The organism is Clostridium sp. AWRP (assembly GCF_004006395.2).
In the GTDB taxonomy this organism is placed as follows: Bacteria; Bacillota; Clostridia; order Clostridiales; family Clostridiaceae; genus Clostridium_B.
This window is the reverse complement of the sequence record NZ_CP029758.2, coordinates 3491914-3513015: the sequence shown is the minus strand read 5'-3', so window position 1 is coordinate 3513015 and position 21102 is coordinate 3491914. Positions and strand designations below refer to the sequence as shown.

The following is a 21102-nucleotide window of genomic DNA, read 5'->3' as shown; positions in this document are numbered from 1 at the left end:
TAATGGTATCAGAAAATGAATTAAAAAAGATGATTGAGCAGGTTCTGTGTGAGGTGGTTTCTGCTGATAAAAAGAATACTGATAAAGTAGATATAAGTAACAGCAGTGTGCAAAATGATATATCTGGCGACATTTTACCTGATATAACAGAAAAAAATTTGAGAGACCTTTTTTATGTGCCCAATCCAGAGAATAGAGAAGCATATATGAAAGCAAAACAAATGACATCTGCAAGGCTTGGTATGTGGAGAACAGGAACAAGGTATAACACAGAATCGCTTTTGAGATTTAGAGCAGATCATGCTGCGGCAATGGATGCCGTATTTACAAGTGTTCCTGAAGAATTTATAAAAAAGATGGATTTGTTTTCAATAAAAACAAAGTGTAAAGATAAAGATGAATATCTTACAAGACCTGATCTTGGAAGACAATTTGAAAAAGAAGAGTTAGACAAAGTAAGAGAAAAATGCATAATGAAACCACAAGTTCAGATTTACGTATCAGATGGACTTAGTTCAACTTCGATTGAATCAAATGTAAGTGATGTTTTGCCTGCAATGATTCAAGGACTTGAAGGCTATGGGATAAAGGTAGGTACACCGTTTTTTGTAAAATATGGTAGAGTACCTGCTATGGATGTTATATCAGAAACACTTGATGCTGAAGTTACGTGTGTACTTATTGGAGAAAGACCGGGACTTGTAACAGCTGAAAGTATGAGTGCCTATATGGCTTATAGAGCAACTGTTAATATGCCTGAAGCTAGAAGAACCGTTGTTTCTAATATTCATAGAGGAGGAACACCTCCGGTAGAAGCAGGAGCTCATATTGCGGATATTATAAAAACTATTTTAGAAGAGAAAAAAAGCGGAGTTGATTTAAAACTTTAATTAGGAGGAAAAGCATATGAAAAATGATCCAATAAAAGCCCGTGTGTTGAGCGTAAAAATAATTCCTAGTGTTGACCCTGATTTGGCACAAGCGTTAAATTTGCAGTCAAATCAAAGAAGTCTTGGACTTATAACTTCCGATATAGATGATGTTTCATATACGGCAATTGATGAAGCTACAAAAAAAGCTGATGTTGAAGTAGTATATGCAAAATCTATGTATGCAGGTTCAGGAAATGCAAGCACAAAACTTGCAGGAGAATTTATAGGAATTCTTGCAGCTCCTAATCCTGCTGAAATTAGAAGTGGATTAGATGCAGCAGTAGAGTTCATAAATAATAAAGCTTGTTTTTATAGTGCAAATGATGATGATGATATTATTTATTATGCACAGTGTATTTCAAGAACAGGTACATATCTTTCAAAAGTAGCTGGTATACCAGAGGGTGAAGCAATAGCTTATCTTATAGCACCACCCCTTGAGGCAATATATGGGCTAGATGCAGCTTTAAAGGCAGCAGATGTAAAGGTTGCAACATTTTATGGACCTCCATCTGAAACTAATTTTGGAGGAGGGCTTTTGACAGGAAGCCAATCTGCTTGTAAAGCCGCTTGTGATGCATTTGCCAATTCAGTAAAATTTGTAGCCGATAATCCGACTCAGTTTTAAAAATGTATAGTCAAGCATTAGGTATGGTTGAAACATTAGGATATATAGCAGCTGTAGAAGCACTGGATGTCTCTCTAAAATCTGCAAATGTTAAATTTGTTGGTTGTGAACTTATAAGGGGGGGACTTGTTACTATCAAGGTTACGGGTGATGTTGGTGCTGTAAATGCATCTATTGAAGCTGCTAAAACAGCAGTAAATAAAGTGGGAAAATTAATTTCGGCATTTGTTATACCACGGCCTGCTGATGATGTATTTAAATTTTTCTGTGAAACAGAAAAGAAAGATATGGTGCTTAAAGAAATACCGGAAAAATCAGAAGAGTTGAAAAAGCTTGAATGTGTAGGAAAACTACAAAAATTGGAAGAACTAGAGAAATCAGAAGAACAAGAAAAATTAGATGATATAGAAGAGAGAGAAGATCAAGAAGAAACGGATATAAAGGAACCAGATCAGGAAGAATCAGAAACAGAAGGTTCAGAAAACCTGGAAAAACTAGATCCAGATGAATCAAATAAGGAACAACCAGAGAGAGTAAAAGTAGATGAGGAAAGAAAGTCAGGGTCACTTCTCGAGATAAAACAAAAACTTGAAAGAATGAAAGTTATTGAACTCAGAAATATGGCTAGAAGAATGAATTTAAGTTCATTGACTAAGAAGGACATTAAATTTGGCAAGAAAAAGCAGCTGATTAAAGCAATTTTAGAATACTATACAAGGAGGCTAAAGTAAATGGAGAATATGGATAGGGATTTGCAATCTATACAAGATGTAAGACGGCTTGTTCAAAAGGCAAGACAAGCTCAACAGGAATATTGTAAATTCAGTCAGGAAAAGATGAATAAAATTATTGAGCATGTAGCAGAATCCGCTGGCTTACAAGCTGAAAGACTGGCAAAACTTGCTGTAGAAGAAACAACTTTTGGAAATTTACCTGATAAGATAATTAAAAACAAATTTGCTAGTGAAATAGTGTATGAAAATATAAAGGACATTAAGTTAGTAGGTATTTTAAAAGATGATAAGGATAGAAAAATATTAGAAATAGGTTCACCTGTAGGTGTTATTGCAGGACTTGTACCTTCAACTAATCCTACTTCTACCGTTATATACAAAAGTCTTATAGCTTTAAAATCAGGAAATGCCATTGTATTCAGTCCTCATCCAAAGGCAAGACATTGTATTGCAGAAGCTATAAAAGTTGTAAGTGATGCAGCTGTTAAGGCAGGAGCACCTTTAGGAATGGTTTCGGGGATGAGCATACTTACTATGGAAGGAACTCATGAACTTATGAAAAACGTTGATCTTATACTAGCAACAGGTGGATCAGCTATGGTAAAGGCGGCATACAGTTCAGGAACTCCTGCTATAGGAGTTGGACCTGGAAATGGACCTGCTTTTATTGAAAAAACAGCAGATATAAAGCTTGCAGTAAAAAGAATAATGGATAGTAAAACTTTTGACAATGGGGTAATATGTGCTTCAGAACAGTCCATAGTAGTTGAAAAATGTATAAAAGATAAAGTTGTAGATGAGCTTAAACGTCAAGGAGCATACTTCTTATCTAAAGAACAATCCGAAAAAGTAGCAAAGTTTATATTGAGAGCAAATGGTACTATGAATCCTCAAATTGTGGGAAAATCAGCTCAGAAAATAGCTGAAATGGCAGGTATAACTGTAGATTTAAATGCAAGGATATTGATTTCAGAGCAGACAACAGTTGGAAAAGATAACCCATTTTCAAGGGAAAAACTTACAACAATTTTAGCATTCTACTGTGAAGAAAATTGGGAAAAAGCTTGCGAGAGATGTATTGAACTTTTAAATAATGAAGGTATAGGACATACTCTCATAATACATTCAAACAATGAAGAAATAGTAAAAGAATTTGGACTTAAAAAACCTGTATCCAGAATACTTGTAAACACGCCGGGATCACTTGGAGGAATAGGAGCTACTACAAATCTAGTGCCTGCACTTACACTTGGATGTGGAGCAGTTGGAGGAAGTGCAACTTCTGATAATGTAGGACCAAGAAATCTTATAAACATAAGAAGAGTTGCCTATGGAGTAAGGGAAATAGAAGATATAAAAAAACTTGTAAATAATTGTAATGACAGAGAAACCTCACATACTGTTTTAGATATTTCTGACCAGTACGTTGAACTTATAACTAAAAAAATAGCTGAAAAGCTTAGTTTGTAAAATATAGGGAGGAATTAATATGACAAATACAAATGCTCTAGGAATGATTGAAACAAAGGGATTGGTAGCAGCAATAGAAGCTTCTGATGCTATGGTAAAAGCAGCCAATGTAACACTTATAGGTAAGGTACATGTAGGTGGAGGGCTTGTAACTGTAATGGTAAGAGGAGATGTTGGAGCTGTAAAAGCTGCAACAGATGCAGGTGCTGCAGCTGCCGAAAGAGTTGGAGAACTTCTTTCAGTACATGTAATACCAAGACCTCATAATGAAGTAGAATACATTTTACCTAAAATAGAGAGAGTAGAAGACTAAAAAAGATAAAAGCCCGGGATAAAAAATACCCGGGTGATATACATTCTTAAAAGGATGTGATGATATGAGTGTATTAACGGAATATGAGCTTAGAACAAGTTTAAGAAATAAAAATATTTCTGAATATGCTATAGCAAAAAATGTTATAGTTACTCCTTCTGCAAGGCAGTACTTAAATGACAAGAATATAAAACTTGTTATTAAAGAAGAAGATAATGAAAAAAAATCTGCTCTGCCCAATAATGTGGCTCCTATAGATAAAACTATAAAACCTGTGTATGTAACACTTCAGGGAGGGTATTATGAAAAAAAACCTGAGTTTATGACCCAGCTTTATGGAAACAAACTTGTTTATAAAGATCACCCAAGAATAATACTTCGAGGTGAACTTGATAACCTTGAATCCAATATACTTGAAGCTGAGGTCAAGGCTGAAAAAAATAAATGTTCGAGCCTTGTAAAAGATCTTGGGGAAGTTCTTAAATTTGTAAGAAATATTTTAAGAGCAGAAGTACTTGAAGAAAAACTTGGAGATTTGGTTTTACTTGGAATGAATGACAGTGAACTTAGGGAAATGTCACATCATCCTAAAAAGTATTTTAATGTGGATCATTTTATAACACAAGCGGATATGGGTGAAATGGTAGTAATGCTCAATTCTTTGAGGAGCTATTCACGAAAAGTTGAAATATGTGCGTTTAAGGCTTTTAAAAATATGGAGGGCGCTCTGACAAGAGAGGATATTGTCATGTATTTGAACAGGCTCAGCAGCTGCTTTTATATAATGATGTGCAAGTATAAAGCAGGAATGTATAAGTAAAGAGGTGAAGTAGTTGAACAATTATGATATTGAAACTGTTGCAAATAAGATAATAGAGATGATTTTAAACCATAGACCCATTCCTATAGAAGTATCGGGAAGGCATGTTCATTTATCACAGGAAGATATGGAAAATCTTTTTGGTAAGGGATATAGTCTTACAAAGAAAAAGGATCTTTCTCAACCTGGACAGTTTCAAAGTAATGAAAAGGTAATGCTTATTGGACCTAAAGGTGTTATAAAAAATGTGTCAGTACTCGGACCTGTTAGAAATGAGACGCAGGTTGAAGTTTCTAAAACAGATGCTGCTGCTCTTGGTATTAATCCTCCAGTTAGAGAATCTGGAAATTTGAAAAAAAGTGAATCACTTATTATTGCTGCAGGAAAATCTGTTATAAAGGCTGAGGAAAAAGTGATTGTGGCCAAAAGACATATCCATATGACTCCATTTGATGCAAGATTATATGGAGTACAAAATGGGGATAACGTAAAAATTCAGACCTTAGGAGAAAGATCTCTTACATTTGGTGATGTAGTTATAAGGGTGAGCAATAAATATAAAACGGCTATGCACATTGACTTTGACGAAGCCAATGCATGTTGTTATCTAAAGGGAATGAATGCAAAGATAGTTAAATAGGAGGTGCCTGTTGTGAACCTTGAAGAGATAAATAACTTTGTAAGTTCAGTAGAAAAAAGTATAAAGTATCCTGCAAAAGTAGATAAAAATGAAAAATATTTGGTGGGAGTTGATCTTGGCACTTCCTATATAGTAATCGTTGTGCTTGATAGTAATAAAAATCCTGTAGCTTGTGAAATGGAATATGCTGAAGTGGTTAAAGATGGATTGGTAGTAGATTTTACTGGAGCAAGTGATATAGTAAGAAGATTAAAAAAGAAAATTCAAGAAAAAACAGGAATAGAACTTGTTAAAGCAGCTATTGCCGTTCCTCCTGGTACGGGAAAAAGGGATGCTGATACTCATAGATATATAGTGGAGGGAGCAGGAATGGATGTTACTGCAATACTTGATGAACCTACTGCAGCAAATTCAGTACTCAATATAAAAGATGGAGTTGTAGTAGATATAGGTGGCGGAACCACAGGACTTTCCATATTTGAAAATGGAAAAACTATATACACAGCTGATGAACCTACAGGTGGTACACATTTATCTCTTGTAATAGCTGGACAGTATGGGATAAGTTTTACTGAAGCAGAAAAAATGAAAAAAACAAGTGAAAAGCAGAATGAAATTTTTAATATTGTAAGGCCTGTGATACAGAAAGTTGCTTCCATAATAAAAAGTCATATAAGGGAATTTAAAGTAAATAATATCTATCTTGTAGGTGGTACATGCTGTTTAAAAGGATTTGAGAGTGTTATTGAGAAAGAAACTGGTATAAAAACGGTTAAGCCGTCAAATCCATTATTAGTAACTCCAATAGGAATTGCTTTAAACTGTTGTAATAAAGAAGGTGATTAAATGGATATTAATGCTATTGTTGATATGGTTACACGGGAGATAATGAAAAGATTGAAAGATGAAAATGGATATCCTCAAAAATCCTTAAAAAGAATTTTAGTGCTTGATAAAAGTAGTGATGAAAGTTTTAAAATTATAGAGCAAAAGTTAAATTTTCTTGGATATGAAATAGACTATATGAAAGATAAAAAGGATACTCTCACATATGAAAAAATTATAATTACATCCTTGAGCAATAAAGAAATTGTAAATATGGCGATAGGATTGGAAAGTGGTATAAAAGAACAAACAGTTCTTGAAGCACTTTTGTTAGGCAAAGAAGTATTTTTACTAGATGATGGCATAGAGTATAGAAAATATGCAGCTACTTCTAACAAGGTTTTGTATAAGCTTTATGAGGAGTATGAAAAAAAGCTTTGTGAGTATGGGATACGTGTAGTGGATAGAGAAAACTTTGTAAATGAATTTAGTGAATCTAAACAGAATAACAGGGATGAGGAGAATATTAAGAACAATGAAATTGATCGTAAAAATGAAGGCGTAGAGAAAAAAAATGCGCTTGAATTTACAGGAAAAAAGTTGATAACTGAATCGGAAATTAGAAAAGCTTGTGAAAAAGGATATGTAGAAATAAGTGTTCCCAAAAAGACCATTATAACTTCTCTTGCTGTTGATTACATAAAGATAAATGGGTTAAAAGTTAATAGAATAGGATAACTTCAAAGGAAAGGATTGCTATATGGAAATAGGTAAAATTGTTGGAAATGTATGGGCTACAAAGAAAGATGATGACCTTAATGGACTTAAGTTCCTTATTGTGAAGCCAATAGATTGTTATTCTCATTACGAAGGCCATACTTTTATAGCGGTAGACAGCATAGGATCTGGTATAGGAGAGATAGTTCTCGTAGTAAAGGGAAGTTCTGCTAGAGTATGTCTTGGTAAAAAATATATACCTGTGGACGCAACTATTGTTGGTATAGTAGATAATGTGGAGGTAGAGAAAGGTGAAAAAGAATAATTTTTAATGTAGTTTAAAGGAGGTTTAATATGGGAATAAATCAGATAATTGTTTATATAATGGTAATATTTATGGTATTTGGAGCTTTGGACAAGTGTATAGGAAATAAATTTGGACTTGGTGAAAAATTTGAAGAAGGTTTCAATGCGATGGGTTCTCTTACAATTTCTATGGTTGGAGTTGTTTCTTTAGCTCCAGTGCTAGCTAAAGTATTGAAACCAGTTGTTGTACCTATTTATACTGCACTTGGTGCAGATCCTTCAATGTTTGCAACGACATTTCTTGCATGTGATATGGGCGGGTATCCTCTTGCACTTAAACTGGCACTTTCACATGATGCAGGGCAATTTGCAGGCTTAATATTAGGTTCAATGATGGGAGCTACTATTGTATTTACTATTCCTGTAGCGCTTGGAATTATAAAAAAAGAAGATAGAAAATTCCTTGCAAAAGGTGTACTTGCAGGTATAATGACAATTCCGGTAGGATGTTTCTTTGGTGGTATTGCAGCTGGATTCAATATAGTTATGATATTAAAAAATCTTGTACCTATAATAATATTTGCAGCATTAATAGCAATAGGCTTGTGGAGAGTACCTAATGGTATGATCAAGGGATTCAACATATTTGGAAATGCTGTTACAGTAATGATAACAGTGGGACTTGCTGCTATAATAATTCAAACTCTTACAGGTATTGTAGTAATACCTGGAATGGCTCCACTTTCAGATGGCATACTAATTGTGGGAAATATTGCAATTATGCTTGCAGGTGCTTTTCCACTTGTATATGTTATTACAAAAGTTTTTAAAAAGCCGCTTATGAAATTAGGTGGACTTCTTGGTATGGGTGATGTTGCAGCAGCTGGAATGGTTGCAACTCTTGCAAATGATATACCTATGATCCAAATGATGAAGGACATGGATGATAGGGGAAAAGTGTTGAATGTCGCATTTGCAGTAAGTGCAGCTTTTGTGTTTGGTGATCATCTTGGATTTGCAGCAGGTGTAAATAAGCAGATGATATTCCCAATGATTGTAGGAAAGCTCATAGGTGGAATAAGTGCTGTGGCAGTTGCTTCACTTATAGCACCAAAAAGTACTATTAAGAAAAATGCTATTGAAGAAAGTGATGTTAAAAATGCTTAAAGAGAGGTGTGTTTGAAATGGCTGAAATTAGTGAAAAGTTTATTGAAGAAATAGTAAGAAAAATTATAGCTGAAAAATTGTCAAATAATAATGACTTTGAAAAAGAAGTTGGTCCTGGAGGAGTTATTCATGTAAAAACTGATACAGTAAAATGTCAAAAGTTTGATACAGGAAAAGAAGGGGACAATGTACTGCTTACAGATGTATTAACTCTTGATGAAAGTCCATATATGGGATGTGGCATTATGGAAATGACTGAAACTACATTTGATTGGACACTTAAGTATGAAGAAATAGATTATATTATAGAAGGCAGGCTTGAGATTGTAATAGGTGATAAAAGGATTGGCGGAAATAAAGGTGATATTTTAATGATACCAAGAAATTCAAAAATTAAATTTTCTGCACCTAAATATGCAAAATTTATGTACTGCACCTATCCTGCTGACTGGGCTGAAGAAAATAAATAAATTAGAATACTAATTAATTATGGAGCTCTTCAGTTATAAATTGAGGTGAAAATTGTTTAGCAAAATCCACTTTAGACCAAAGTATTTTTTGCAATTTATTTAATATGGGCTCGCTGCTGTTCATAACCTTTTCTACAAACATACAGTAATTATCAACGATTTGCTTGATGAGCTCATTTTTTTAGTTGTCTTTGCTGCCAAAATAATTGTATATGGTTTCAAGTGAAACAGGAGTTTGTTTTGAAATCTGTGCAATTGTAACATTTTTATATCCATATTTATTGAAGAGAGAAAGTGATGTATCTAAAATCGCTTTTCTCTTTTTTAATGTTCTTTTTTCAAAGCCATCCAATAGCAGCCGAGTTATACAAACGGCAAGTGCAGGATAAAAGTCCTCATATGAGCGGCGGTACCCCTGATCCTGATTTTTGGGTACCCCAGGGATATGTTGTGATTAGAATAGATGAAATTAAGGTTATATGTTTCTTCCACTATTGATATTGAGATTGCAGACAGTGCAATGATGGTTGAAAAGGGACATACATTATTGCTGGAAATCGGCAGTCAGGAGCAAAGTGGATGCGGAATGTTTTTACATCCTGATGATAAAATCTGGAATGCTGATGTTACAGTTTATATTGGAGGTCAATATAAATCATATTTACTACTACCTTTAATTCTATAATAGTAGTTCCCTTAATTTTTTCCATTTTGATGTGGTAAGGGGTGTTGCACTAAGAAATTAGCACAATACCTCTTTTTATAGATCAATATTTTGAATCCAGTATTTTGGATAATTGGGACTAGGCGATAGATTATTTGTAAAAAGACTCGGGCTAGGAGACAAATAATTGAATTTCAAATTATCAGTTGAGTTGAATAAAATACTATTGTTAACAATTATAAAAAAATGGTTGACAATACTTTTCTGTTCATATATACTTCAATATATAACAAGCATTGTTTTTAATAATTTGTAATTACTATGCAGCGTTCATATAGTTTTAATTAATTTTAAGATGTTTTGTTTACATTTAAGCATTTATATGGAGGAATTTAATATGAAAGGTTTAGCAAAGGAAATTATTGCAGGCAGACGTTTAAAAAGAGGAGAAGATTTTAAATTCTTTTTGACTTCAGATGCTGATAAACTATTTGAAGGTGCCAGTATGATTCGTGAGGCTCTATGTGGCAACAAAGTTGACCTTTGTACCATCATCAACGGTCGCAGCGGTAGCTGTAGTGAAAACTGTAAATTCTGTGCTCAGTCTGCTCATAATCATACTGGAATTAAAGAATATGAATTTTTAGATCCTGATGTAATTCTAGAAGATTGTAAAAAGAATGAAGTAAATGGTGTACACCGCTATTCTATTGTTACCGCTGGAAGAACCTTAACAGGCAAGGATTTTGATAAAGCTATTGAAGCATACAAAAAAATGCATAAAGAATGCAACATTAAACTTTGTGCCTCTCATGGTCTTTTAACTGAAGAAGAATTTATTCGTTTAAAAGAGGCTGGTGTTTCAATGTATCATACAAACATAGAGACATCCAAACGCAATTTCCCTAATGTTTGTACTACTCATACATATGAAGATAAACTTCGTGAAATTAGTTTGGCAAAAAAAGCAGGTCTTAGAGTTTGTTCTGGTGGTATCATTGGTATGGGAGAAACCTGGAATGATCGTATTGATATGGCTGTAAGTCTGTCAGAATTACAAGTAGACTCTATTCCCATCAATGCGCTTAAGCCTATTAAAGGAACACCTTATGAAAATTTGGAGCCTCTTTCTGAAAGTGATATTTTAAGAACAATTGCTACCTTTCGTTATATTAATCCTACCGCATATATTCGTATGGCAGCAGGCAGAAACTACTTTAAAGATGGTGGTACAAGGTTATTTTTATCTGGTGCCAATGCTGCAATTACTGGGGATATGTTAACCACTGTAGGTAATAATACTGTACAGGATAAAAAAATGTTAACCAAATTGGGCTTTGATATCTCAAAATAATATTATAGTATTTAGCTATTAACAAGTTTAGAATGGAGGAGAAATCTATGGAAAAAAAGTCTAACATTCATCAAATGGCAATTATCGGAGTTATGGCTGCAGTTATCTGTGTTCTTGGACCTTTATCAATTCCCATTGGTGTAGTACCAATTTCCTTTACAAATTTAGCAATCTATTTTGCACTTTACACACTTGGCATGAAAAAAGGTACTATCAGCTACATAATATATTTATTAATTGGCTTTGTCGGTATTCCAGTATTCTCTAGTTTTACCGGAGGTCCATCTAAACTCTTAGGGCCAACAGGTGGATATCTTATTGGATTTATATTTATGGCATTAATTGCAGGATTTTTCATTGATGCTTTTTTAGATAAATGGTATTTATGCTTTATAGGTATGGTACTAGGAACCGCTGTATGTTACGTTTTTGGTACTATCTGGTTATCATATCAGGCTCATATAGCAATGGGTGCATCACTTGCTGCAGGTGTAATTCCTTTTATACCTGGAGACCTTATTAAAATTTTAATTGCCACTTTTGTGGGTCCTCAAATTCGTAAGCGACTAATTAAAGCTAATTTATTTCTAGCTTAATTAACTTGAAATAAGAGAATCATATAGAAATGTAGTTTTAGGCATGTTAAGAATATCTTTAAAAAGGATATTTTTAACATGCTATTTTTTTATGTATTATAGGAGATAGCCTATAGTTGGTTTTGAAAAAATGAAAAATAAAAATGAAATTAATAGGTGAATATATACATAGTTTTTAATGAACTTCAAAACTGATTTTTAAACCATATGTTCTTTTAATGGGTCAGTAGCATTTGAACCTAGTTTTTTACAGATCTTTTCATAAACTAATAAACCATTTAAAAGAAGTAGTGCGCTGGTAATAAAAAATACATACTTCATACCAAAATATGAAGCTATTTGTCCACCAAGTAAAGAACCGGAAAAGGTACCTAAATAAAATGCGCTCATATTAAAACCAAACATTCTTCCAGTAAGGTTTTCTGGTGTTATTTTCTTTACCAGTGTATTAATTGATGGTGCTAGTCCTGCTGTTACAAAACCTAATGAAAATCTTAATATGATAAGCTGCCAAGAATTTTTTACAAAAGCTTGAGGTATAAATATTAAACTAGCAATAATAAGTGCTGCAAGCATAACCTTTTGAGGCCCAATTTTATCTGATAGTTTTCCAAGCCTTGGAGCGGCAATAATGCTAGCAAGACCAGAAGCAGAAAATGCCATCCCAGAAATTAAGGCAATATGGGTTGAGCTGCGAGACAATTGAGAGATATATACTGTTATTATGGGTTCTATAGAAAAAAAAGCAAGCTGCAAAATAAAAGAAGTGGCAAATAAAACAATAATTAAGTTACAATCAGGCAGCTGCTTCCAAACTTCTTTTGTACTTAGTACTTTTTTATTAGATTTTATAAAGTCTTCTTTTACAAATATTAAGGTTAGAATAAAAACAATTATCATAAGGATACCAGTAAAGAAAAAAGTAAATTGCAATCCAAAAATTTCATCAAGATATCCTCCAATAAGTGGTCCAAGTAGTGAACCAGAAATAGAAGCTGTGGACAGTACACCTAATGCCCAACCAGAATGTTCTTTTTCAGTTTGAGTTGCAATTAATGTCATACAAGCTGTACTATAACCTGCTACAACTCCTTGGAGCATTCTTAAACCAATAAGTTGATATATATTTTGTGCAAGTCCCATAGTTGAAATTACAATAGACATTCCAATACTTGCACGTAATAGCATTGGTTTTCTACCAATTTTATCAGCTGCATATCCCCAAATTGGTGAAAATATTGCTAAAACTACAAAAGTAACTCCAAAAGCAACCCCAGATATTTGTTCAATAGTAGAGATGTCATGAATACCAAGTTGCTTGATGTAAAGGGGCATTATTGGGGCTATTTGGCTTAGTCCCAAGGCAGTTACAAATGCTCCTAACCAACATACAATTAGGTTTTTTTTCCAAATTTTCAATGATGTCAAGCCTTCTTTCACAATTAACAATTATGCATTAAAGACAATATAATCAAAAGCCTAGTAAAAGATTTACTATAATAACCTTCCTAACTTTTCTGCTTTCTCAAGAGCATCTGTTCCCTCAATATCACCTTTTTCTTTAACATTTGGTACTGCAAGTAAACCTTTGTCTTCCCATTTCATATAGTCCGCAATTTCTCTATAGGTTGTTATTATTCCATCGAATATTTTTATTCCTTCGTCTGCGCCACATACAAGCAATACACTCTCTTTGATTTTTAAATGGCGTTTGCAACTTTCTTTCAAATAAGCATTCATCTTATCGATAGCAGCTTTGATATGTGAGGAAAAGCTAAACCAATATAATGGTGTGGAAATTACTATTACATCTGCTGCTTCTAATAAAGGTGAAAGTTCATCAAAGTCATCTTGAAAAGAACAAGGTTTCCCCTTGATCCAGCAAGTCCCACAGGCTTTGCAGCCACTAATTTTTTTACGTGCTGTTTCAAATTTTACAACCTCATGTCCTATTGATAGAGCTCCCTTTATAAAAGCAGCTGCCATTCTGTCACTATTTCCATTCTTTCTTGGGCTTCCAGTTAATACTAATATATTTTTCTTTTTCAATGTGATTACCTCCTCAAAAACAATCAAAATTTGCTATTTGCTCATATTTTACTTTTTACTATTCTCTTTTTCAATAGTGTTATAAGACTTGTAAAAATCATTACCATTATTAATATCATCAATTAACTGTAATAGACCTTTTTGACCTACAATAGATAACCATCTATGTACTTCATGCTTTGCCAAAGTGTAATTTAACACTCTTGTATCTAAATCAGACGCATAAAATTGTGTAGGCGAATTTAAAGTTTTCATATCAGGTATCTTTGTACCATTTTGAGTTTTCTTTATCCATTGTCCTTCACAGTATTTAGGTCTATTATCTACTTGCATTGCCATTCCCTCATCAAACCACACAGGTATTTTTGTACTTTTACTTTTATTAATCCTGTAGGCTAACTCACTGTGAGTGAGTTCGTGAGAAATTACATAAGTATTTAACCCCTCTGGTCCCAGAACTATATAACTACCTAGTATAGTTTTTTGTGTAGCTCCTGTTTTATTTTCAACACCAAATTTTTTTAAGGCTGTTGAATCTTTGCTAATTATAAAGACAGGTTTAGCATTGAAACTTCCATATAAATTGGCCACGATGTTTTTAGATTTGGAAATGGTACTCAATATATTATTTACATCTTTATCAGAAGTATTTGGCTGTACATAAATGTTTTTGGATACCTCTTTAAAATTTGACAAACTTACTGTATAGCAATTTAATGCATGAACAGTTGATTTACTTGATGCTATAAAAAATAAAGCAAAAATCACTATAAATGCTATGGAACTCTTAATAATAGTTTTTTTCATAAAATCCCCTCCAAAGTGATATATTTATAACTTATCTTGTAAATATATCACTTACATTTCTTACTGTCAATAACAATACTCAGTTCATTATTAACTTCAATTGTGATTAAAGAAGTTATAATTGTGCAATCATAAGATAAAAAATATTTTGTATAAGTAATTGAGTTTTCTCCCAAAATATATATAAACGATATATCTAATCAGGAGGTATAGAATGAAAAATTCAAAAATAACTAAAGTAAGAAAAGATAAAAATGGAAAAATTACAGATGTATTGCTTGAAAATGGAGAAGTGATTCCTTTAAATCACGCTATAATGATGGCAAGGGAACACATAATTGAAGGAGTTGGCGTATTTAAAGGTAAAGATGGAGGAGAATATTTAGTAGCTGACCCTGATGTTATGGATGTTGAAAATTTAAAGGATTTACCAAGATTTTAACTTGATTTTCCTTTAAGGATAGTTGATAAATTTTGTATATTCTATAAATAAGATAAACAAACATTAAAATCAGTGCGCTCTCCTTTTATGAAAAAAAGAAGAGTGCATAAGAACTTTTGTTTATTCAATTTGCCATGGATTTTCTTTGCCTTCCATGAATAAAACACAACTTAAAATAGAATGTTCTACCATGTCACTTACAGCTTGGTCTGTATAAAAGGCTGTGTGAGGTGTAACAATTACATTTGGAAAAGACTTTAAAATTGCCATTTCTCTTTTATTTAGTATCTCACATTTTAAATCGTTATAGCAGAGACCGAATTCATTTTCAATAACATCTATAGCTGCACCGCCAATTTTTTTATTTTCAATGGCATCTATAAGATCTTCAGTATTGATAAGCGATCCTCGAGCTATATTAATAATAAAAGTACCATCTTTCATAAGTGCTATGGAATCCTTATTTATCATGTGATAATTGTCATCTGTTGCAGGTGCATGCATCGTAATGATATCACTGTTTTTAAGAAGATTTTCTAGTGTAACATATGTAACATACTTCTTTATTTCTTCATTCTCATATAAATCATAAGCTAATATTTTGCAACCAAATCCACTTAAGCGATTTATAACTGCACGGCCAATTCTTCCTGTACCAATAACACCTACAGTCAAATTGTGCAGCTCTTTACCCTGTACACCCTTTAAAGAATAGTCCTGTACATTACTTCGTTCCATAATAGCTTTCATTTTTCTTATAGCCATAAGAATCATCATGATTGTATAATCTGCTACACTATTTGGTGAATAGTTTACATTGCCTATATGGACACCTAGTTCCTTCGCCTTTTTTATGTCTATATGGTCATACCCTATCGTTCTTGTAGATATAAATTTTACTCCAATTTCATGAAATTTTTCTACTAATTTATCTGAAATTTTAGTTGTGATAATGCTGATGCAGTCAAATCCCTTGGCCAAATCTGCATTTCTCATAGTTGGTGGATCATCACACAATACAACCTCCACGTCGTATTTTTTACTGAATTTTTTGAAATATTCAGTTTCATCTTGTCTATGACTGTATGCTAAAACTTTCATTGTATTCTAGCTCCCCCTTTTTATGAATAATATTTACTATATATAATTTTATAGTAACGTGAGATATAATTCAATGTTACCTTTGTATTTACTATATTTGATTGATATTCAATTTGTTTAGAGATATGATAATTGTAATAATATTAAGTTATTAGTTTGGAGGGACGAACATGATAAAGGAACTAGTTTTAAAAAATAGATCCTGTAGAAGATTTTATCAGGATGAAAAAATAACTGTGGAAACTTTAAAATATTTGGTGAACCTTGCAAGATTATCAGCATCAGGTTCAAATTTGCAGCCACTAAAATACGTTATATCAAATACAGAAGATAATAATGAAAAAATATTTAAGACTTTAGGTTGGGCAGGATACTTAAGGGATTGGAATGGACCTGAAGAAGGAGAAAAACCAAGTGGTTACGTTGTTATACTTGATGACACGTCTATTAGTAAAAGTCCATCATTTGATCCTGGAATAGCAGCTCAAACTATTTTACTTGGAGCTGTAGAAAAAGGATTTGGGGGATGCATGCTGGGAAATGTGAATAAAAAAGAGTTAAAATCAAATCTTAATTTAGATGAAAAGTATGAAATTATATTGGTAGTAGCTCTTGGAAAGCCAAAGGAACAAGTGGTTATAGAACCTATGGATTCAAATAATGATGTGAAGTACTGGAGAGATGAGAATAAAGTTCATCATGTACCAAAAAGAAGTTTAGAAGATATAATCTTAGATATTTAAAGAAGTTTCTAAGCAAAAACTCAACTTATACTCCGGATATCTTTTACAACCTTCAGTTCATTAAATATTTTGATAAGTCTAAGTAAAAATTCTAAAAAAGCTAAGAACTTTTGAAAACTCGTACCTCAGACAATTCAAAAGTTCTAAGTTTTTACGAATTTTTTTCTAAGACTTATATGCAAAATATTTAAAAAAACTTCATTATTGTAAAGATATTCCTGCATATAAGTTGAGTTTTAAGTTAGAAAATATACATTTATTTTTAGAAGTAAAATCGTACGAAACTTTCTAGTAAAAATTTATCATTATGTGTTAAATTTCTATTTACAATGTTTAAAATGGAATATAGGATAAAAAACGATGAAAGTTAGTATAAATTATGTATGCAAAAATTGGCATAAAGACTGAAGGAAGCAAATTTGCTATTTTTATTTTAGTTATGTTAAGCATATTTAGGGCAAGTCCAATAATTAGAAGGCTGCCTATTCCAGTCATATCAGCAATAACTGAGCTCGTCAAAACACTTTTTAAAAATACTGCTCCAAGGGTTATAGCACCCTGGTATATGAGTACACTTACAGATGAAATCATTACACCAATGCCTAGAGAAGAAGAAAAAATAATTGCGGAAACTCCATCTATTACGGATTTTGCAAAAAGTGTTTTGTAATTTCCATCAAGACCTGCTTCTAGAGATCCGACTATTGCCATGGCTCCAACACAAAATAAAAGGCTTGAAGTTACGAACCCTTCTGATATCTTTCCACCTTTAGTTTTAAATTTACTTTCTATTAAGTTTCCTAGATTTGTTATATGTCTATCTATATCTATTAGTTCTCCTAAAATTGTACCTATTACTATGGATATTATAAGAGTAAGTACGTTATTTGTCTTTAAGGAACCTGAAATTCCAATGTATAGAACACATAAAGCAAGTCCACTAAAAACGCTTTCTTTAACTTTTTTTGGTATACCATTTTTTAAAAATATTCCGATTATACTTCCTATTATTATGGAAACAAAGTTTACTATAACTGCTATCATGTTTATCAAACCACCTATTTTTCTTATTTACATAGGGATATTATATACTTTTATGATAGGCATTGTAAACAAAATCTTATAACCATATTTTCATAAAGTGCATTTTAGATGCCCAATCTTTTACGTAAGTTATGTTTAAGGCATTAAAAGTATGCTGGGATATGAGTGGGCGTCCGTTACGAAAAGAAGTAATAATGGCAGAGTGAGCTATTGCACCTTTACCATTTCGATAAAATATTAAGTCACCTATCTGAAGAGAAGAAATAGAAGGCATTTCTCTTCCTTTTATACTGTAGGAATTTTTTTCAGCGTTAACTTTTAAATACCAGTAAAGAGAACCTGCTACAGCCCAGGAAACTGACCATTTATTAGTTCGAATGTTATACCACCAGGTGTTTTTACCTGAAAAGACCATAGGCGCTCCTCCTGCATGCAAGCACTGTGAAGTGAAATTTGTGCAGTCACCACCGATAGTTTGGTATATGGAAAAATATTTATAGCTTGGATTGGGGGTGAGAGCGTACTTTACTGCATAGTTTACAGCTGAAGTTCTAGAGTAGGATGAAGTATCTCTATAACTCATGATTTCTCCTATAAAATTAATCACAGTATATTTTATGTATAAATCTTAAGTAAGTACATAAAATAGCAAATCTAATTTTTACTTTGTAGTTCTATAGGATATAATAATTATAGAGTTATAGAGGCTAAAAAAAGAGAGGTGATAGACGAACATGAACATTTCATTTTTAGGAGGAGCTAGAGAAGTAGGGGGAAGTTGTATCCTTTTGCACATATATAATAAAAATATACTTCTTGATTGCGGCATAAGACAAAGTTCCTCTAAAGACACCCTGCCGGATTTTAAATCAATTCAAGATCAGGGAGGAGTAGATGTTATAATTGTAAGTCATGCCCATATGGATCACATAGGTTCTCTGCCTATAATAAGTAAGGAATATCCAGGGGCTAGAATATATACAACTAGAATGACAAAGGATTTAATGAAAGTACTTTTGTATGATAGTTTAAAAATAATGAAGAATAGGGAAGGAGAAATTCCGCTTTACGCGGAAGGCGATGTTATAAGCATGCTAAATCGTGTGTTCCCAATAAACTATATGGTGGAATTTTCTATATTTGAAAATATAAAACTCACTTTTTATACAGCAGGTCATATAGCGGGAGCTGCTTGTATTTATATTACAACTCCAGAGGGATCATTATTTTATTCTGGAGATTTTTCAATATTTTCACAAAAAACTGTGGAAGGGTTGAAAGTTCCAAAATTAAGGCCAGATGCAGCAATCTTTGAATCCACTTATGGAGATAGACTTCATTCAAATAGAGAAGTGGAAGAGGAAAAACTCATTAATATAATAAATGACTGCATAGAAAAAAAGGGAAAAATGCTTATTCCTGCTTTCGCCCTTGGAAGGGCTCAAGAAGTGCTCCTTATTATAAAAAAAGCAGTAAATAAAAAGATATTAAAAGATACTAAAGTTTATGTAGACGGTATGATAAAGGATATAAACAGAACCTACAAATTAAATCCGCTGTATCTTAAAAATTCTTTAGGAAAAAAGATACTTAGGGGAATTGAACCTTTTTATGATGACAATATAATTGCAGTAGATAATAATAAACTTAGAGAAGATATACTAAAAGACGACAAGCCTTGTGTAATAGTGTCAAGTTCGGGAATGCTTACTGGAGGGTACAGCCAATATTATGCAGAAAAAATAGCTCCTATGGAAAATGGGTACATAGTTATAACAGGATATCAGGATGAGGAATCCCCTGGAAGAAAGCTGCTAAATCTTTTAGATGAAGAAGAGGACAAAAAACTTTACATAAATGAAAAAACTGTTCCTGTAAATTGCAAGGTAGAAAAAGTAGGACTTTCCGCCCACAGTGATAAATATGAAATAAAATCTCTTATAGATTTTTTAACACCTAAAAACATATTTTTAGTTCACGGGAATGAAGAGGTAGTGGAAAACTTGTCAAAAGAGCTTTCAAAAGATGTAAGAGGAAGGGTATATGCACCTAAGTGCAGTGAAATCTATGAGATAAATATAAAAAATCCAAGAAAACAGTGGAAAAAAAGTATTGATAAAGTTATGAACTGTTGTGAAGAAATGGATGAAAATAATGTAAAAAGGTTATGGGAGTTTGTGCTTTATAATTACGGTGAAAGACTTTTTACATTAGAAGAACTTATATTTATATGGAAGGGAAATAACAAGGTAAAAAATGCTTTAGAAGATTTTCAAAGAATTATAGTAGAATGTCCTTATTTTGAAAGTGATACAAGAAGATTGTTTTTATTTAAAACCAATCCTGAGGATAAGGTCTCTCAGAGTTTAAAAAATAGTGGGATTAAATTAAATGAATTAAAAGAGACTGCAGACAAATACTTTAATAAATTTAATACAAAAAAAATTAGCTTTATATGTGACGAGAAAAAGGTGATTCTAAATTTTGATTTTCCAGCTGTAGTAGATAAGGATATATATGAAGAGATAAAAAAATTTGAAGAAGAGGTTAAGTGGAAGGTAGAAATAAATAATGCTGTAAATATAAATGCAGTTTCCGAAGTTGTAAGGATAAATTTACAGGATGCATCTATTAAAAAAATCTCTTATAGGTTAGCAGAAAATCAGGTTGTAGTTATGTTAAATTCTAAATGTAAGGTGGAAAAAGAAAAATTAGATAAAATTGAAAACATTACAGGACTTCAGGTATTAGTACAATCTCCAGGAATAGCTCTAAAAGATAGTACGATTATTAAAGCTGAAGATGAGTGTAAAATGATGGAACAAAATAAAGCTTTAAATACAATAGATGAAACTTTTGAAAGAGAACAGTTTAGGCCTTACAAAAAAAGTATAAAGTCAAATTCTAAGGGAAGATATATAGAACTTACATTTATAAGTCCTGTAATTGGTAAGAAATATGAAAAAAATATAGAGGAATTAGTTCATCTTACAGGGTGGAATATGAAAGTAGCAAATAGTGCAAATCAAAATGAGATATTGCAAATTGCATCTATACTTTGTAAAAGTAAAGGCATAGATTTGAAGAAAAATCCGTCTTTTAATAGCAGCGATTTAAGTGTGGAATTAAAATTGGAAGATGGGAATGTAGAAAATATGGAGAATGTAAAGAAAGAATTTGAGTATAAAACTGGATGCACGTTAAGATGGTAGAGACTAGGCCCCATAAGGGGCTTGTTTTTTATATACTATTTACAATAAAAGTATGATGTATTATAATT

26 protein-coding genes are annotated in these 21102 nt (G+C 32.4%); 18 read left to right on the top strand and 8 right to left on the bottom strand.

The features are described 5' to 3' along the window. Positions 1-2: 2 nt before the first annotated feature. From eutC to DMR38_RS16180, 12 genes are all read left to right on the top strand, one after another. Complete coding sequence (eutC, locus tag DMR38_RS16235) at positions 3-890, top strand: ethanolamine ammonia-lyase subunit EutC (protein WP_127722317.1); 888 nt, start codon at positions 3-5, stop codon at positions 888-890. A 16-nt stretch (positions 891-906) separates the two neighbouring features. After that, positions 907-1560 (top strand): ethanolamine utilization microcompartment protein EutL, encoded by a 654-nt coding sequence (gene eutL, locus DMR38_RS16230; RefSeq protein ID WP_127722316.1) that lies wholly within the window; start codon positions 907-909, stop codon positions 1558-1560. A 2-nt stretch (positions 1561-1562) separates the two neighbouring features. Then, a complete protein-coding gene (locus DMR38_RS22585; protein WP_127722315.1) occupies positions 1563-2291 on the top strand; it encodes a BMC domain-containing protein in 729 nt (242 codons plus the stop codon). After that, positions 2292-3764, top strand: a complete 1473-nt coding sequence (locus DMR38_RS16220; RefSeq protein WP_127722314.1) for an acetaldehyde dehydrogenase (acetylating) — start codon at positions 2292-2294, stop codon at positions 3762-3764. A 19-nt stretch (positions 3765-3783) separates the two neighbouring features. Beyond that, positions 3784-4077, top strand: coding sequence for an ethanolamine utilization microcompartment protein EutM (gene eutM, locus DMR38_RS16215; protein WP_063600118.1), 294 nt, complete (start codon positions 3784-3786; stop codon positions 4075-4077). A gap of 64 nt (positions 4078-4141) precedes the next feature. Continuing rightward, a complete protein-coding gene (locus DMR38_RS16210; RefSeq protein ID WP_127722313.1) occupies positions 4142-4897 on the top strand; it encodes a cobalamin adenosyltransferase in 756 nt (251 codons plus the stop codon). Positions 4898-4910: 13 nt separating this feature from the next. Next, positions 4911-5537, top strand: a complete 627-nt coding sequence (locus DMR38_RS16205) for a phosphate propanoyltransferase (protein WP_127722312.1) — start codon at positions 4911-4913, stop codon at positions 5535-5537. A gap of 12 nt (positions 5538-5549) precedes the next feature. Then, entirely contained in the window at positions 5550-6383 is an 834-nt protein-coding gene (eutJ, locus tag DMR38_RS16200; protein WP_127722311.1) for an ethanolamine utilization protein EutJ, read from the top strand. Further along, entirely contained in the window at positions 6384-7100 is a 717-nt protein-coding gene (locus tag DMR38_RS16195) for a hypothetical protein (protein WP_127722310.1), read from the top strand. 22 nt (positions 7101-7122) lie between these two features. Further along, complete coding sequence (locus DMR38_RS16190; protein WP_122058610.1) at positions 7123-7404, top strand: EutN/CcmL family microcompartment protein; 282 nt, start codon at positions 7123-7125, stop codon at positions 7402-7404. A 29-nt stretch (positions 7405-7433) separates the two neighbouring features. Further along, on the top strand, positions 7434-8552 hold the full coding sequence (gene eutH / locus DMR38_RS16185) for an ethanolamine utilization protein EutH (RefSeq protein WP_127722309.1): 1119 nt from the start codon (positions 7434-7436) through the stop codon (positions 8550-8552). A 17-nt stretch (positions 8553-8569) separates the two neighbouring features. Next, on the top strand, positions 8570-9022 hold the full coding sequence (locus DMR38_RS16180; RefSeq protein WP_127722308.1) for a cupin domain-containing protein: 453 nt from the start codon (positions 8570-8572) through the stop codon (positions 9020-9022). Positions 9023-9035: 13 nt separating this feature from the next. On the opposite strand, the gene DMR38_RS22580 is transcribed toward DMR38_RS16180, so the two are convergent. After that, complete coding sequence (locus tag DMR38_RS22580) at positions 9036-9164, bottom strand: hypothetical protein (protein ID WP_279230789.1); 129 nt, start codon at positions 9162-9164, stop codon at positions 9036-9038. 39 nt (positions 9165-9203) lie between these two features. Beyond that, positions 9204-9374: a TetR/AcrR family transcriptional regulator gene (locus DMR38_RS21955; protein WP_175413037.1), complete on the bottom strand. Its 171-nt coding sequence runs from the start codon at positions 9372-9374 to the stop codon at positions 9204-9206. 111 nt (positions 9375-9485) lie between these two features. Here DMR38_RS21955 and DMR38_RS16170 point away from each other — a divergent pair, with 111 nt between their 5' ends. From DMR38_RS16170 to DMR38_RS16160, 3 genes are all read left to right on the top strand, one after another. Further along, a complete protein-coding gene (locus tag DMR38_RS16170; RefSeq protein ID WP_127722306.1) occupies positions 9486-9707 on the top strand; it encodes a CocE/NonD family hydrolase C-terminal non-catalytic domain-containing protein in 222 nt (73 codons plus the stop codon). A gap of 376 nt (positions 9708-10083) precedes the next feature. Then, on the top strand, positions 10084-11040 hold the full coding sequence (gene bioB, locus DMR38_RS16165) for a biotin synthase BioB (protein ID WP_127722305.1): 957 nt from the start codon (positions 10084-10086) through the stop codon (positions 11038-11040). A 47-nt stretch (positions 11041-11087) separates the two neighbouring features. Continuing rightward, on the top strand, positions 11088-11636 hold the full coding sequence (locus tag DMR38_RS16160; protein WP_127722304.1) for a biotin transporter BioY: 549 nt from the start codon (positions 11088-11090) through the stop codon (positions 11634-11636). A gap of 198 nt (positions 11637-11834) precedes the next feature. On the opposite strand, the gene DMR38_RS16155 is transcribed toward DMR38_RS16160, so the two are convergent. From DMR38_RS16155 to DMR38_RS16145, 3 genes are all read right to left on the bottom strand, one after another. Further along, positions 11835-13055, bottom strand: a complete 1221-nt coding sequence (locus tag DMR38_RS16155; RefSeq protein ID WP_127722303.1) for a multidrug efflux MFS transporter — start codon at positions 13053-13055, stop codon at positions 11835-11837. A 75-nt stretch (positions 13056-13130) separates the two neighbouring features. Further along, positions 13131-13685 (bottom strand): flavodoxin family protein, encoded by a 555-nt coding sequence (locus DMR38_RS16150; RefSeq protein WP_127722302.1) that lies wholly within the window; start codon positions 13683-13685, stop codon positions 13131-13133. A 48-nt stretch (positions 13686-13733) separates the two neighbouring features. Then, a complete protein-coding gene (locus tag DMR38_RS16145; RefSeq protein ID WP_127722301.1) occupies positions 13734-14492 on the bottom strand; it encodes a hypothetical protein in 759 nt (252 codons plus the stop codon). Between the two features lie 214 nt (positions 14493-14706). Here DMR38_RS16145 and DMR38_RS16140 point away from each other — a divergent pair, with 214 nt between their 5' ends. After that, the gene (locus tag DMR38_RS16140; protein WP_127722300.1) at positions 14707-14934 is read left to right on the top strand and encodes a DUF3892 domain-containing protein; all 228 of its coding nucleotides are present in this window, start codon (positions 14707-14709) and stop codon (positions 14932-14934) included. 120 nt (positions 14935-15054) lie between these two features. Here the strand turns inward: DMR38_RS16140 and DMR38_RS16135 are convergent, their stop codons facing one another. Then, a complete protein-coding gene (locus DMR38_RS16135) occupies positions 15055-16035 on the bottom strand; it encodes a D-isomer specific 2-hydroxyacid dehydrogenase family protein (RefSeq protein WP_127722299.1) in 981 nt (326 codons plus the stop codon). Positions 16036-16205: 170 nt separating this feature from the next. Between DMR38_RS16135 and DMR38_RS16130 the strand changes: the two genes are divergently transcribed. Further along, positions 16206-16778 (top strand): nitroreductase family protein, encoded by a 573-nt coding sequence (locus tag DMR38_RS16130; RefSeq protein WP_127722298.1) that lies wholly within the window; start codon positions 16206-16208, stop codon positions 16776-16778. Between the two features lie 333 nt (positions 16779-17111). On the opposite strand, the gene DMR38_RS16125 is transcribed toward DMR38_RS16130, so the two are convergent. Both DMR38_RS16125 and DMR38_RS16120 read right to left on the bottom strand, forming a co-directional pair. Further along, on the bottom strand, positions 17112-17822 hold the full coding sequence (locus tag DMR38_RS16125; protein ID WP_127722297.1) for a DUF554 domain-containing protein: 711 nt from the start codon (positions 17820-17822) through the stop codon (positions 17112-17114). Between the two features lie 76 nt (positions 17823-17898). Continuing rightward, positions 17899-18405 carry an amidase domain-containing protein gene (locus DMR38_RS16120; RefSeq protein ID WP_127722296.1) on the bottom strand — a complete coding sequence of 169 codons (507 nt, stop codon included), beginning with the start codon at positions 18403-18405 and terminating at the stop codon, positions 17899-17901. A 151-nt stretch (positions 18406-18556) separates the two neighbouring features. On the opposite strand from DMR38_RS16120, the gene DMR38_RS16115 reads away from it, so the two are divergent. Next, positions 18557-21034 carry an MBL fold metallo-hydrolase gene (locus tag DMR38_RS16115; protein ID WP_127722295.1) on the top strand — a complete coding sequence of 826 codons (2478 nt, stop codon included), beginning with the start codon at positions 18557-18559 and terminating at the stop codon, positions 21032-21034. Positions 21035-21102: the final 68 nt, after the last annotated feature.

Excerpts from the sequence above, each read along its gene's own strand:
- DMR38_RS16220 (WP_127722314.1), top strand. The coding sequence starts at position 2,292 with ATGGAGAATATGGATAGGGATTTGCAATCTATACAAGATGTAAGACGG.
- DMR38_RS16130 (WP_127722298.1), top strand. The coding sequence starts at position 16,206 with ATGATAAAGGAACTAGTTTTAAAAAATAGATCCTGTAGAAGATTTTAT.
- DMR38_RS16120 (WP_127722296.1), bottom strand. The coding sequence starts at position 18,405 with ATGAGTTATAGAGATACTTCATCCTACTCTAGAACTTCAGCTGTAAAC.
- eutC (WP_127722317.1), top strand. The coding sequence starts at position 3 with ATGGTATCAGAAAATGAATTAAAAAAGATGATTGAGCAGGTTCTGTGT.
- eutM (WP_063600118.1), top strand. The coding sequence starts at position 3,784 with ATGACAAATACAAATGCTCTAGGAATGATTGAAACAAAGGGATTGGTA.
- DMR38_RS22580 (WP_279230789.1), bottom strand. The coding sequence starts at position 9,164 with ATGTTTGTAGAAAAGGTTATGAACAGCAGCGAGCCCATATTAAATAAA.
- eutL (WP_127722316.1), top strand. The coding sequence starts at position 907 with ATGAAAAATGATCCAATAAAAGCCCGTGTGTTGAGCGTAAAAATAATT.
- DMR38_RS16195 (WP_127722310.1), top strand. The coding sequence starts at position 6,384 with ATGGATATTAATGCTATTGTTGATATGGTTACACGGGAGATAATGAAA.
- DMR38_RS16140 (WP_127722300.1), top strand. The coding sequence starts at position 14,707 with ATGAAAAATTCAAAAATAACTAAAGTAAGAAAAGATAAAAATGGAAAA.
- DMR38_RS16115 (WP_127722295.1), top strand. The coding sequence starts at position 18,557 with ATGAACATTTCATTTTTAGGAGGAGCTAGAGAAGTAGGGGGAAGTTGT.
- DMR38_RS16210 (WP_127722313.1), top strand. The coding sequence starts at position 4,142 with ATGAGTGTATTAACGGAATATGAGCTTAGAACAAGTTTAAGAAATAAA.
- bioB (WP_127722305.1), top strand. The coding sequence starts at position 10,084 with ATGAAAGGTTTAGCAAAGGAAATTATTGCAGGCAGACGTTTAAAAAGA.
- DMR38_RS16125 (WP_127722297.1), bottom strand. The coding sequence starts at position 17,822 with ATGATAGCAGTTATAGTAAACTTTGTTTCCATAATAATAGGAAGTATA.
- DMR38_RS16190 (WP_122058610.1), top strand. The coding sequence starts at position 7,123 with ATGGAAATAGGTAAAATTGTTGGAAATGTATGGGCTACAAAGAAAGAT.
- DMR38_RS22585 (WP_127722315.1), top strand. The coding sequence starts at position 1,563 with ATGTATAGTCAAGCATTAGGTATGGTTGAAACATTAGGATATATAGCA.
- DMR38_RS16170 (WP_127722306.1), top strand. The coding sequence starts at position 9,486 with ATGAAATTAAGGTTATATGTTTCTTCCACTATTGATATTGAGATTGCA.
- DMR38_RS16160 (WP_127722304.1), top strand. The coding sequence starts at position 11,088 with ATGGAAAAAAAGTCTAACATTCATCAAATGGCAATTATCGGAGTTATG.
- DMR38_RS16145 (WP_127722301.1), bottom strand. The coding sequence starts at position 14,492 with ATGAAAAAAACTATTATTAAGAGTTCCATAGCATTTATAGTGATTTTT.
- DMR38_RS16180 (WP_127722308.1), top strand. The coding sequence starts at position 8,570 with ATGGCTGAAATTAGTGAAAAGTTTATTGAAGAAATAGTAAGAAAAATT.
- DMR38_RS16135 (WP_127722299.1), bottom strand. The coding sequence starts at position 16,035 with ATGAAAGTTTTAGCATACAGTCATAGACAAGATGAAACTGAATATTTC.
- eutH (WP_127722309.1), top strand. The coding sequence starts at position 7,434 with ATGGGAATAAATCAGATAATTGTTTATATAATGGTAATATTTATGGTA.